Here is a 13,369-nt window from a genome sequence, read left to right on the forward strand (position 1 = left end):
TCAGTCCGGAATGACATCGGGGACTGGCCGAGGCGCAGGGGCGGTCAGCGAGGTGATCTTGATCAGCAGGCCCAGATGACCGTTGTCGAGGAAGTTCAGTTGGCCGTTCTTGGTGTGGCTTTCCTGCTTCAGGCGTTCACTGGCGGTGACCAAGCCATTGGCATCAATCTTATTGACCCAGAAGTCTGCATCGACGTCGGTGAAACGCCCCAGTTTCAGGCTCAACGTGCCTTCGATCGGGAACTGGCCAAACTGCTCGGTGCCTTCACTGATCGCAACTTTGCTGGCTTCTTCGCCGAGCTTTTGTTGCCAGGCCTTGTGCATCAACACTGTGTATTCATTGCTGGCGGTGAGCTTTTCCACCTCGGGATTAAGGCTCGGCGTGCGAAAACTGTCGGGGTTGATGCGTTGAGCACCGGCATCCCAGTCTTCCGGCGCGGCGCGGCTGACGATGGCGGGCACGGCGTTTTGTCGTACCAGAATCATTTCAACCTGATACAGATCATCGGCAAACGCCGTGGTGGCGAGCAGTGACATCAACAATGTCGACAACAGGGTCAGTGAGCGAAACAGGCGCATGCGGCGTCCTTCAAGCAGTGGTCGGAATGAGGCGCTCGAACAGCGCCTCTACGGTATTAAAACGCTCTTCCGGGCGCTCCATTGGCACCTGGAATTTAAACATCGTGGCGCCTTCGAATTTGTAGCGTTTGGGCTGGCTCTGGATCAGTTTGATCAGTGTCAGCGGGTCGACCGGGGTCTGGGCCGCGAATTCGATTCGACCGCCTTGCGGACCGCCGTCGACTTTCTTGATGCCCAGTTGTTCAGCCTGCAATTTCAGCGCCGTGATCCGCACCAGATTCTTGGTCGGCTCAGGCAGCAGGCCGAAACGGTCGATCATCTCCACTTGCAGGTCCTTGAGACCTTCCTCATCGGTGGCCGAGGCAATGCGTTTGTAGAGAATCAATCGAGCATGAACATCCGGCAGATAGTCCTCGGGAATCAACGCCGGTACACGCAGATTGACTTCCGGACCGCCGCCCAACGGTTGGTCGAGGTTCGGCTGTTCGCCCTTACGGATCGACTTCACCGCGCGCTCGAGCATTTCCATGTACAGCGTGAAACCGACTGCCTGGATCTGCCCGCTCTGACCGTCGCCCAGTAGCTCGCCGGCGCCACGGATTTCCAGGTCGTTGGTGGCGAGCACAAAGCCCGCGCCGAGGTCCTGGGTATTGGCGATCGCTTCGAGGCGCTTTTCCGCGTCGGGAGTGATTTGCTGGCGCGGCGGTGTCAGCAGGTAAGCATACGCCTGGTGGTGGCTGCGACCGACGCGGCCACGCAATTGGTGCAACTGCGCCAGACCGAACTTGTCGGCACGCTCGATGATGATGGTGTTGGCGCTCGGCACGTCGATGCCGGTCTCGATGATGGTCGAGGCGATCAGCACGTTGAAGCGCTTGTGGTAGAAGTCGCTCATCACTTGTTCGAGATCGCGTTCACGCATCTGCCCGTGGCCGATGCCGATCCGTGCTTCCGGCACCAGTTCGGCGAGGTCGGCGGCGCATTTCTCGATGGTTTTCACGTCGTTGTGCAGGTAATAGACCTGACCGCCACGCAGCAACTCACGGAGCAGGGCTTCTTTGACCGTGCTCTTGTTCTGCTCCATGACGAACGTGCGCACCGACAGACGACGGGCCGGTGGCGTGGCGATGATCGACAGGTCACGCATGCCCGATACCGCCATGTTCAGCGTGCGCGGAATCGGCGTGGCGGTCAGCGTCAGGATGTCGACTTCACTGCGCAGTGCCTTGAGCTGTTCTTTCTGACGAACACCGAATCGGTGCTCTTCGTCGATGATCACCAGCCCGAGGTTTTTGATCTTTACGTCGTCTTGTAGCAGCTTGTGCGTGCCGATGACGATGTCAATCTTGCCTTCGGCCAGGTCCGCGACCGCGGCGCTGACTTCCTTGGCCGACTTGAAGCGGCTCATCACTTCCACGCTCACTGGCCAGTCGGCGAAGCGATCGCGGAAGCTGTTGTAGTGTTGCTGGGCGAGCAGGGTGGTCGGTACCAGAATCGCTACCTGACGGCCGCCATGCACGGCGATGAACGCCGCGCGCATCGCCACTTCGGTCTTGCCGAAGCCGACGTCGCCGCAGACCAGGCGATCCATCGGTTTCGGCGCGAGCATGTCGGCGCGCACCGCTTCGATGGTGGTCTGCTGGTCCGGGGTTTCTTCGAACGGGAAACCGGCGCTGAAGGTCGCGTAATCGGCTTTCGGGTCGGCGAAGGCATAACCCTCGCGAGCGGCGCGACGGGCATAGATGTCGAGCAACTCGGCGGCCACGTCGCGCACCTGTTCGGCGGCTTTGCGCTTGGCTTTCTGCCAGGTCTCGGAGCCCAGGCGGTGCAGCGGCGCCAAGGCATCATCGCTGCCGGTGTAGCGGGCAATCAGGTGCAGGTTGGCTACCGGGACGTACAGCTTGGCGTTCTCGGCATATTCAAGGGTCAGGAATTCGGCGGCCTGGCTGTCGATTTCCAGGATCGTCAGCCCCAAATAGCGGCCGACACCGTGATCGATGTGCACCACCGGTGCGCCTTCGCGCAGCTCGGTGAGGTTTTTGATCACTGCATCGTTGTTGGCATCGGCGCGTTTTTCGCGGCGACGGCGCTGCATCACGCGCTGACCGAACAAGGGACTTTCAGCGACGAGGGCCAAGGCTGGATCGTCCAGCAACAGACCTTCGTCGAGCGGCGCGATGGTGATCGCCAAGCGCTCCTTGCTCGCAACAAAGTCCGGCCAGCTGTCGACGGTTTTCGGTCGCAGCTTCAAGCGTTCCAGCAATTCCAGCAACACTTCACGACGGCCCGCGGACTCGGCGGTAAACAGCACGCGACCGGGAAACTCGTCGAGGAAACCGGCCAGCGCCGCCAACGGTTGGGTGGCCTTGGCTTCGATGGCCAGGTTCGGCAGCTCCCGAGCGGGGAAGCGCTCGCGACCGACGCCGGTTTCCACGTCCTGTTGACTGGCGACCACGCGCGGCCAGTTTTTCAGGCGAGCGAAGCAATCTTCCACCGGCAGGAACAACTCGGCCGGCGGCAATAAAGGACGGGCCGGATCGACGCGACGCTCTTCATAGCGATTACGCACGTCGTTCCAGAAGTTTTCTGCCGCCTGCTCGATGCCGGGCAGGGAAAACACTTGCGTGTCCTGCGGCAGGTAATCGAACAGCGTGGAAGTTTCGTCGAAGAACAGCGGCAAGTAGTACTCAATACCGGCCGGTGTAATCCCGCTGCTCAGATCCTGAAAAATCGGGCAGCGACGGAAGTCGACATCGAAACGCTCGCGAAAGCGCGCCTTGAAACGGGTGACCGCATCCTTTTGCAGCGGGAACTCCCGCGCCGGCAACAGGCGAACGGTGTCCACCTTGTCGATGGAGCGCTGGTTTTCCGGATCGAAGGTACGCAGGGTTTCGATTTCGTCGTCGAACAGATCGATGCGGAAGGGCAGTTTGCTGCCCATCGGGAACAGATCGATCAGCGAGCCGCGCACGGTGAATTCGCCGTGCTCATAAACAGTATCGACGTAACGATAGCCGCTGGCCTCAAGCCGGCTGCGCATTTGCTCGACATCGAGCTTCTGGCCGACATCCAGCACCAGGCTGCTGCCGAGCAGGAATTTGGTCGGCGCCAAGCGGTGCAGGGCCGTGGTGATCGGCACGACCAGCACGCCATGCTCCAGCTCCGGCAACCGATACAGGCTGGAGATGCGCTGAGAGATGATGTCCTGGTGTGGCGAGAACAGGTCGTAGGGCAGGGTTTCCCAGTCGGGGAAATGCAAGACAGGCAAATCCGGGGCGAAGAAACTCAGCTCCTGTTCCAGCCGTTCAGCACTCTGGCTATCGGCGGTCAGTAGCAGGGTAAAGCGCTTGGCAGCGCTGGCGGCCTCGGCGATGGCCAGGCTCAGGGCGGCACCGGGCAGGTTGCCCCAGTGCTGTTTACCTGCCGCGGCAGGGAGAAGCGGTAGACGCAGAACGGGCACGGAAGGTTGAGCTCCAAGCGTTGCGACAAAGTCGACGATTGTAACGGTCTCGGGTGCCGGCTGTCAGTTGCAGACTGTGTCTATATACACAGGTTGGGCAAAATGTAGTGGTAATGACAAAAACTGGCGATTTATTACTGAAAATGTAGTGCCAAAACCGCTCGGTGTTACGGAGGGTTACGTACACGGCATCGTTATCGTCGAAAAATTGACTGCGCTGAAAGCCCCGGTTTTACTGGGCTGGCGCAGGGCGTGATTTTTTTGAACGGAATTTTGTTACCGATCGTGCGACAGGTGCACATTGCTACGGGAGGCACTCGGCGGCATAATGTAGCCCCTTTTTTCTGCCCCTACATGTGGAAGGTTCCCGTGACTCAGAAGCCCGACCAGTGTCTTGGTGAATGGATCGACCGTGAAGCACTCGCAGAAGCGATGATTCCGCTTATCGGTCAGCTCTACCGCAATAACAACGTGGTGAGCTCGATCTATGGCCGCAGTCTGATCAACCAGTCTGTCATCGCGATTCTCAAAGCTCACCGCTTTGCTCGCCATCGCCAGTCCGATGACAGCGAATTGTCCGTCCACGAAACATTCCCGCTGCTCAAGGCAATGAGCGAGCTCAAGCTCGGTGCTGCTTCAGTAGACTTGGGCAAGCTGGCCGTCAAGTTCAAGGCCGAAGGCAATGGCCGTACCGCCGAAGAGTTCGTCCGTGACGAACTGGTCGATGTGGTCGGCAAGCAGAATGGTTCCGGCCGTACCGGCACCGACGTTGTCCTGTACGGCTTCGGTCGTATCGGCCGTCTGCTGGCGCGCATCCTGATCGAGAAAACCGGTGGTGGCGACGGCCTGCGTCTGCGCGCCATCGTTGTCCGCAAGGGCGCCGAGAACGATCTGGTCAAGCGTGCCAGCCTGCTGCGTCGCGACTCGGTGCACGGTTCGTTCAATGGCACCATCACCATTGATGAAGCCAACAACACCATCACCGCCAACGGCAACCTGATCCAGGTTATCTACGCGAAAAACCCGACCGAAGTGGACTACACCCAATACGGCATCAAAAATGCGCTGCTGGTGGACAACACCGGTGTATGGCGTGACGCCGAGGGCTTGGGCCAGCACCTGGCCTGCCCGGGTATCGACCGCGTTGTTCTGACCGCGCCTGGCAAAGGCAAGTTGAAGAACATCGTTCACGGTATCAACCATGGTGAAATCACTGCTGACGACAAGATCGTGTCCGCCGCTTCCTGCACCACCAACGCCATCGTGCCGGTGCTGAAGGCTGTGAATGACAAGTTCGGCATCATCAACGGTCACGTCGAAACCGTTCACTCGTACACCAACGACCAGAACCTGATCGATAACTTCCACAAGGGTGATCGCCGTGGCCGTAGCGCCGCGCTGAACATGGTTATCACCGAGACGGGTGCTGCCACCGCTGCCGCCAAGGCGCTGCCTGAGCTGGCCGGCAAGCTGACCGGTAACGCGATCCGCGTTCCGACGCCGAACGTGTCGATGGCCATTCTCAACCTGAACCTTGAGAAAGCCGCCACCCGTGAAGAGATGAACGAGTATCTGCGCTACATGGCGCTGCACTCCGATCTGCACAAGCAAATCGACTACGTCAATTCGCAGGAAGTGGTTTCCACCGACTTCGTTGGCTCGCGCCACGCAGGCGTGGTGGACGCTGAAGCGACCATCGTCCAGGACAATCGCGTTGTTCTGTACGTCTGGTACGACAACGAGTTCGGTTACAGCTGCCAGGTGGTTCGCGTGATGGAAGACATGGCCGGTGTAAACCCGCCAGCGTTCCCGCGCTAAGCCTTAGCCTCCAATAAAAACGCCCCGACTTTGATCGGGGCGTTTTTGTTTGTGGGTGGTCCTACAAGAGGGCGGGTGCATAATGGCCGGTCTTGGCGTGGTTTCTGGGAGGGCAGGGTTTGTTGAAATGGCGATGGTGCGGTGTTGTTGTCCTGATAGGCGCCTTATCCGGCTGCGGCAGTGGTGACTCGATGGAGAGCTTCGGTGGCCCGACCATGGGCAGCACCTTTTCGATCAAATATGTGCGCCATGCCGGACTTCCCGCCCCGGCAGAAATCCGCGTCCAGGTTGAAAAAATCCTCGCTGACGTCGATCAGCAAATGTCGACCTATCGCAGCGACTCCGATATCGAACGCTTCAACGTGCTTCCCGCCAACCGCTGTCAGACCATGCCTGCGCCGATCCTTGAATTGGTCCGCATGGGCGAGCGGCTGTCTTCGCTAAGCGACGGATCCTTCGACTTGACGGTGGAGCCGCTGCTCAATCTCTGGGGATTCGGTCCGCAGGCGCGTGAGGAAAAAGTCCCGAGCGCGGAAGCGATCGCGCAGGTGCGGCAACGCGTCGGCTACACCCACTTGCGTATCGACGGTGGTCAGTTATGCAAGGATGCTGCGGTCGAGGTCGATTTCAACAGCGTCGCTGCCGGTTATGCGGTCGACACGATTGCCGAAAAACTCGAAGCCTTGGGCATCCACGACTACCTTGCTGAAGTCACCGGTGAACTCAAGGCTGTCGGTAAAAAGCTCGATGGCTCACCGTGGCGCGTAGCCCTGGAAGAACCTCGGGATGATCAGCAAATCGCGCAAAAAATCATCGCCGTCGACGGCTACGGTGTGTCCACCTCCGGCGACTACCGAAATTATTTTCAGCAGAACGGCCAGCGCTATTCCCACACCTTCGATGCCCGCACCGGCGCTCCGGTCCTACACACCTTGGCGTCAGTCACGGTGATTCATCCTTCAGCGTTAATGGCCGATGGCCTATCGACGCTGTTGCTGATTCTCGGTCCTGAACGGGCTTGGGACTATGCCCAAATCCATGACATTGCTGCATTCTTTGTGATTCGTGCCGATACAGGTTTTGTCACACGCAGCAATCAGGCTTTTGAACGCCTGGCGGGTGGGAAAACCAAGTGATTACGGCAGCAAAAGCATTTTTCGATGGCGTTGTAGTGCAGGCAAAACTAGCCTATGACGCGACCAAGGGGTAATGTGCGCGGCGTTGACGCTTCTATAGACTGTGTCCGGGTTCTGCACTGGCCCCAAATTGTTCCTTCACGCCGCAGATCGGCGTGATTTAGCCGCCGGTGCCGAGGGCGCCGCGGCCTGTTCTGAGGAGTATGCATGGCTGTCTACAACTACGACGTGGTGGTGTTGGGTTCCGGCCCGGCGGGAGAAGGCGCGGCAATGAATGCCGCCAAAGCAGGACGCAAGGTGGCGATGGTCGATAGTCGTCGCCAGGTCGGCGGCAACTGCACCCACTTGGGTACCATCCCGTCCAAAGCCTTGCGTCACTCGGTCCGACAGATCATGCAGTTCAACACCAACCCGATGTTCCGGGCGATTGGTGAGCCGCGCTGGTTCTCGTTCCCGGACGTTCTGAAAAGCGCCGAAAAAGTGATCTCCAAACAAGTCGCCTCGCGCACCGGCTACTACGCCCGTAACCGTGTCGACGTGTTCTTCGGTACCGGCAGCTTCGCCGACGAGCAAACCATCGAAGTGGTCTGCGCCAACGGTGTGGTCGAAAAACTGGTGGCCAAGCACATCATCATCGCCACCGGCTCGCGTCCTTATCGCCCGGCGGACATCGATTTCCATCACCCGCGTATCTACGATAGCGACACCATCCTCAGCCTCGGCCACACCCCGCGCAAACTCATCGTTTACGGCGCTGGCGTGATCGGTTGCGAATACGCCTCGATCTTCAGTGGTCTGGGTGTGCTGGTCGAGCTGGTGGACAACCGCGGTCAGTTGCTGAGTTTCCTCGACTCGGAAATTTCCCAGGCCCTGAGTTACCACTTCAGCAACAACAACATCACGGTTCGCCACAACGAAGACTACGATCGCGTCGAAGGCGTGGACAATGGCGTGATCCTGCACCTGAAATCCGGCAAGAAGATCAAGGCCGATGCCTTGCTCTGGTGCAACGGCCGTACCGGCAACACCGACGCGCTGGGTCTGGAAAATATCGGCGTGAAGGTCAACAGCCGTGGCCAGATCGAAGTCGACGAGAACTACCGCACCTGCGTACCGAACATTTATGGTGCCGGTGACGTGATCGGCTGGCCGAGTCTGGCCAGTGCCGCCCATGACCAGGGCCGTTCGGCCGCTGGCAGCATTGTCGACAATGGCAGCTGGCGCTTCGTCAACGACGTGCCAACCGGCATCTACACCATTCCGGAGATCAGCTCGATCGGCAAGAACGAGCAGGAGTTGACTCAGGCCAAGGTGCCGTACGAAGTGGGCAAGGCGTTCTTCAAGGGCATGGCACGTGCGCAGATCGCCGGCGAGCCGCAAGGCATGCTGAAGATCCTGTTTCACCGCGATACGCTGGAAGTGCTGGGCGTTCACTGCTTCGGTTATCAGGCGTCGGAGATCGTGCACATCGGTCAGGCGATCATGAACCAACCGGGCGAACAGAACACCCTGAAGTACTTCGTCAACACGACGTTCAACTACCCGACCATGGCCGAAGCCTATCGGGTAGCGGCGTACGATGGCCTCAACCGGCTTTTTTGAGCGGCTCCGGCCGGTGGCCTGAGCCGGCCGGGGAGACCGATTTCAGCAATTCTCGAGCGTGGCGATGGCCAAACCGGGAAAGTCTGTAATCAGGCTGTCAACGCCGAAGTCGGCGAGTCTGCGCATCAGCGCGGGCTCGTTGACTGTCCATACCGACACATGCAGCCCTTGACGCTGCGCCTTCTGCAGGCGTTCCGGCGTACACAGGGTCCAGTTCAGCGCCAGCATCTCGCAGCCGTAGTTTTGCGCGACCTTCAACGGGTCGAGCCAGGCGTACTCGGCCACCAAGCCGCGAGATACGTCCGGTACGAGGTCCAGCGCGGCTTTCAATACTTCGCGTGAACTCGAGGTGATCGTGATCTTGTCCCGCATACCGAAACGCTGCGCCATTTCGCGAATTGCCAGCACGGTGGTTGCAGCACGGGTGCGCGAAGCGCTTTTGACTTCCAGCTGCCAGTGCTCGAAATCGCATTTCTCGAACAGTTCCTCCAGCGTTGGGATCGGGCAGGGTTTGATCCAGCCCGGGCCACCCTTGCGCGCGTCGTAAGTCACCAGTTCAGCGGCGGTATGTTCGACCACTTTGCCGCGACGCTCGGTGGTGCGTTTGAGGGTTGGGTCGTGGATCACCATCAACTCGCCATCCCTGGACAGGTGTAGGTCCAGTTCGCAACGGCGTACGCCGTGCTTGAGGCATTCCTGAAAGCTGGTCAGGGTGTTTTCCGGTGCTTCGCCCTTGGCGCCGCGATGGCCGTAGATGAGAGTCACGGTTCTTCCTTAATTAAATGCCTGATTCGTTTTGTTCGCGCGCCAGGCGTCGTTCTTGTGCCTGTCGCTGCAAGATGTAACGGGCCAGCACTTGGCGCTGGGCATCGGACAGGTATTCGAACTCGGTGCCAATGTCGTAGCCGTCGCCCTTGCGGTCGCAATGGGTGACACGGGCTCGCAGCAACAGGCCAAGGGCTTGCGGCATCAGCACCAGTTTCACCGACAGGTGCGCGCCGGTGGCGATGGGCGTCGGATACTGAAAATCGATGCCCCCTTCGGAGATGATCACTGGCTGCGGCTCGCCGATCTGTCCAAGCACCGTCAGGGCGACCACCTGACTCAGCAGATCGATGCGTTTGTTCTGGGATTTCAGGAACGCGGCGATGGTCCGGTCGCGTTCGCTGATCTGGCGCAGCAGGTGTTGCGACTCGAATTCGCTCAGGTGCAGTTCGCTGAGCAGGTTGAACAGTGGGGAAGCATCCTGCAACACTTCCTGGCCTGCGGCTTCGGGAGCGGACAGGGGCCGAATTTCCAGTGCGATCGTGTCCTCGATACGGTAGTATTCGCGGCGATCTACTTCATCTAATGTCGACATGGCGAACCCATGGTAGCGGCGGTGGTCTGAGTGTAAAGCTGGTTATCGACCCCCGCCACAAGGACGTTCCTTTTCCCTCCGAACAAGCCCCGACATGTTCAGACCTCTCTTCGTATTTATTGGCACGCGTTATACCCGTGCAAAGCGTCGCAATCATTTTGTGTCATTCATTTCCCTGACCTCGATGATCGGACTCGCCCTTGGCGTGGTCGTGATGATTGTCGTACTGTCGGTCATGAACGGCTTCGATCATGAGATGCGCACCCGCGTGCTGGGCATGGTGCCCCACGCGACCATCGAGTCCGGTGAGCCGATCAGCGACTGGCAAAGCCTGGCCGCCAAGGTCAAGCAGAACCCGCAGGTGACGGCGGTTGCGCCCTTCGTCCAGATGCAGGGTCTACTGACCAACAACGGCAAGGTCTCCAAAGTGCTGCTCAATGCCATCGACCCGGTGCAGGAGCGGCAGGTGTCGATCATTGACAACTTCATGCAGCAGGGCAAACTCGACGACCTGGCGCCTGGCAGTTTCGGCATTGTCATCGGCGACAAGGCCGCGGCCAAGCTCGGCGCTGCGGTGGGCGACAAGCTGACATTTGTCGCGCCGGAAGTCACCGTGACCCCGGCCGGGATGTTCCCGCGCATGAAACGCTTTACCGTGGTCGGCATCTTCCATGTCGGTGCGGGAGAGATCGACGGGTATCTGGGCATCACCAACCTGCAGGATCTGGCGAAGCTGCATCGCTGGAAGCCGGATCAGGTCCAAGGCCTGCGCTTGAAATTCGACGACCTGTTCCAGGCGCCACGCGTCGCATGGACCATCGCCCAGCAACTTGGCGAAGACAAGTATTACGCCCGCGACTGGACTCGCACTCACGGCAATCTGTATCAGGCGATCCGCATGGAAAAAGCCATGATCGGCCTGCTGTTGCTGCTGATCGTCGCCGTTGCGGCGTTCAACATCATTTCCACGCTGGTGATGGTGGTGAACGACAAGAAGGGCGACATCGCGATCCTGCGCACCCTTGGCGCCACGCCGGGTTCAATCATGGCGATCTTCATGGTCCAGGGTACGGTCATTGGCGTGGTCGGTACGCTGATCGGCGCTGTGGTCGGGATCTTCGCCGCGCTCAACGTCAGCGCCGCGATTTCGGCCCTTGAAGGGCTGATCGGCCACAAATTCCTGAACGCCGACGTGTATTTCATCGATTACCTGCCGTCGCAAGTGCAGAGCCAGGACGTGTTGATGGTCTGCGCCGCCGCGTTGGTTCTGAGTTTCCTCGCCACCCTGTATCCAGCCTGGCGTGCCGCGCGCACCCAGCCTGCGGAGGCGCTACGTTATGAGTGAGTCGGGCATGAGTGATAAAGCAATTTTGAGCTGCCGCAACCTTGGCAGGTCCTACGTGGAAGGCCCGGAATCGGTAGAGGTTCTGGCGGGTCTGCAACTGGAGTTGCACCCAGGTGAGCGCGTGGCGATCGTCGGTACCTCGGGTTCGGGCAAAAGTACCTTGCTCAACCTGTTGGGCGGTCTCGATACGCCGACCAAGGGCAGCGTCTGGCTGGCCGGTGAAGAGCTGTCGGCATTGAACGAAAAGGCCCGTGGCCTGCTGCGCAATCGGTCGCTGGGTTTCGTTTACCAGTTCCACCACTTGCTGCCTGAGTTCACCGCGCTGGAAAACGTCTGCATGCCGTTGCTGATCGGTAAAACCGCGATCCCGGAAGCGCGTCAGCGTGCAACGGCGTTGCTGGAGCGGGTAGGGCTGGGCCATCGTCTGGAGCACAAACCGGCGGAATTGTCCGGTGGCGAACGCCAGCGTGTGGCCATCGCCCGTGCCCTGGTGAACAAACCAGGCCTGGTGATGCTCGACGAGCCGACCGGCAACCTCGACTCCCACACCGCCCAAGGCATTCAGGATTTGATGCTGGAACTCAGCACCTCGATGCGTACCGCGTTTCTGGTGGTGACTCACGACATGAACCTGGCTCGCCAGATGGATCGCGTCCTGCATTTGCAGGAAGGTTACCTGACACCCATCTGATTGGCCGAAACCCGGCGCACCGAACAGTGCGTCGGGTCTTTTATTTTTATACGGTGCCCCAGCGAATGTTCAGACCGTTATCGATCTTTATCGGCATGCGCTATACCCGCGCCAAGCGCCGCAATCGCTTTGTTTCCTTCATCTCGATGACCTCGATGATCGGCCTCGCCCTGGGCGTGCTGGCGATGATCGTGGTGCTGTCGGTGATGAACGGCTTCCAGCGCGAAATGAGCTCGCGCATCCTCGGCATGGTGCCCCACGCGACCATTGTCGGCGTGAACCCTATCGACGATTGGCGGCCAGTGGCCGCCGCGGCGATGAAGAATCCTGAAGTGACGGCGGCGGTTCCGTTCACCGAAATGGAAGGCATGCTGTCCTACAAGGGCACGATGCAGCCGATCCAGGTCAGCGGTGTCGACCCGGCGCTGGAAGGCAAGGTCTCGATCGTTGCCAAGCACATTGTTCAGGGGCGTCTCGACGCCTTGAAGCCGGGCGAGTTTGGCGTGGTGATCGGTGAGATCACCGCACGGCGTTTTCGCTTGAATGTCGGCGACAAGATCACTCTGATCGTGCCGGAAATCAGCAGCGCACCGGGCGGGATTACCCCGCGCATGCAGCGACTGAACGTGGTTGGCGTGTTCAAAGTTGGCGCCGAGTTGGACGGCTCCATGGCGCTGATCCACCTCGCCGATGCGGCGCAGATGCAACACTGGCAGCCGAATCAGGTGCAGAGCGTGCGGCTGGCGGTGAAGGATCTGTACGCCGCGCCGCAAGTGTCGAGCGACATCGCGGCCGGCCTGGGCGCCGCCTACAAGGCAGACGACTGGACCCACACCCAGGGCAGTCTGTTCAGCGCGATGAAGATGGAAAAAACCATGATCGGCCTGCTGTTGCTGATGATCGTCGCGGTGGCGGCGTTCAACATCATTGCCACCCTGATCATGGTGGTGAACGACAAGGGCGCGGACATCGCAATCCTGCGCACCATCGGCGCGACGCCTCGGCAGATCATGGCGATCTTCATGGTGCAGGGCACGGTGATCGGGGTTGTCGGTACCTTGATTGGCGGCGTGCTGGGCGTGATCGCAGCGCTGAACGTCAGTGAACTGGTGGGCTGGATGGAGCGGGTCAGCGGGCAGCACATCTTCAGTTCCGATGTGTACTTTGTCAGTAACTTGCCGTCGGAGCTGCAGGGCGCGGATGTGTTGTTGATCTGTTCCGCCGGTTTCATCATGAGCTTTTTGGCGACGGTGTATCCGGCGTGGCGGGCGGCGAAAGTGGAGCCGGCTACGGCGTTGCGGTATTCGTAAGTCCCCAATGATCGTTCCCGCGCTCCGCGTGGGAATGCCTCAACGGACGCTCTGCGTTCGGCTCTTGA

At 59.7% G+C, this 13,369-nt stretch carries 10 protein-coding genes; 6 read left to right on the top strand and 4 right to left on the bottom strand.

The annotated features are described in order from the left end of the window. Entirely contained in the window at positions 1 to 579 is a 579-nt protein-coding gene (locus LOY56_RS08885; RefSeq protein WP_258621112.1) for a peptidoglycan binding protein CsiV, read from the bottom strand. Positions 580 to 589: 10 nt separating this feature from the next. After that, on the bottom strand, positions 590 to 4,039 hold the full coding sequence (gene mfd, locus LOY56_RS08890) for a transcription-repair coupling factor (protein WP_258621114.1): 3,450 nt from the start codon (positions 4,037 to 4,039) through the stop codon (positions 590 to 592). 354 nt (positions 4,040 to 4,393) lie between these two features. Here mfd and LOY56_RS08895 point away from each other — a divergent pair, with 354 nt between their 5' ends. From LOY56_RS08895 to sthA, 3 genes are all read left to right on the top strand, one after another. After that, the gene (locus tag LOY56_RS08895; RefSeq protein WP_258621115.1) at positions 4,394 to 5,857 is read left to right on the top strand and encodes a glyceraldehyde-3-phosphate dehydrogenase; all 1,464 of its coding nucleotides are present in this window, start codon (positions 4,394 to 4,396) and stop codon (positions 5,855 to 5,857) included. Positions 5,858 to 6,048: 191 nt separating this feature from the next. Next, positions 6,049 to 6,993, top strand: a complete 945-nt coding sequence (locus tag LOY56_RS08900) for an FAD:protein FMN transferase (RefSeq protein ID WP_408980355.1) — start codon at positions 6,049 to 6,051, stop codon at positions 6,991 to 6,993. 207 nt (positions 6,994 to 7,200) lie between these two features. Beyond that, the gene (sthA, locus tag LOY56_RS08905) at positions 7,201 to 8,595 is read left to right on the top strand and encodes a Si-specific NAD(P)(+) transhydrogenase (RefSeq protein WP_105346766.1); all 1,395 of its coding nucleotides are present in this window, start codon (positions 7,201 to 7,203) and stop codon (positions 8,593 to 8,595) included. A gap of 42 nt (positions 8,596 to 8,637) precedes the next feature. On the opposite strand, the gene LOY56_RS08910 is transcribed toward sthA, so the two are convergent. Continuing rightward, positions 8,638 to 9,360, bottom strand: a complete 723-nt coding sequence (locus LOY56_RS08910; RefSeq protein ID WP_258621116.1) for a glycerophosphodiester phosphodiesterase family protein — start codon at positions 9,358 to 9,360, stop codon at positions 8,638 to 8,640. A 13-nt stretch (positions 9,361 to 9,373) separates the two neighbouring features. Then, entirely contained in the window at positions 9,374 to 9,955 is a 582-nt protein-coding gene (locus LOY56_RS08915; protein WP_258621117.1) for a PilZ domain-containing protein, read from the bottom strand. Positions 9,956 to 10,049: 94 nt separating this feature from the next. Between LOY56_RS08915 and LOY56_RS08920 the strand changes: the two genes are divergently transcribed. From LOY56_RS08920 to LOY56_RS08930, 3 genes are all read left to right on the top strand, one after another. Beyond that, positions 10,050 to 11,300, top strand: a complete 1,251-nt coding sequence (locus tag LOY56_RS08920; protein WP_258621118.1) for a lipoprotein-releasing ABC transporter permease subunit — start codon at positions 10,050 to 10,052, stop codon at positions 11,298 to 11,300. Between the two features lie 7 nt (positions 11,301 to 11,307). Further along, complete coding sequence (gene lolD / locus LOY56_RS08925; protein ID WP_258621119.1) at positions 11,308 to 11,991, top strand: lipoprotein-releasing ABC transporter ATP-binding protein LolD; 684 nt, start codon at positions 11,308 to 11,310, stop codon at positions 11,989 to 11,991. Positions 11,992 to 12,056: 65 nt separating this feature from the next. Next, a complete protein-coding gene (locus LOY56_RS08930; RefSeq protein ID WP_258621120.1) occupies positions 12,057 to 13,301 on the top strand; it encodes a lipoprotein-releasing ABC transporter permease subunit in 1,245 nt (414 codons plus the stop codon). Positions 13,302 to 13,369 lie beyond the last annotated feature (68 nt).

The organism is Pseudomonas sp. B21-048 (assembly GCF_024748615.1).
In the GTDB taxonomy this organism is placed as follows: domain Bacteria; phylum Pseudomonadota; class Gammaproteobacteria; order Pseudomonadales; family Pseudomonadaceae; genus Aquipseudomonas.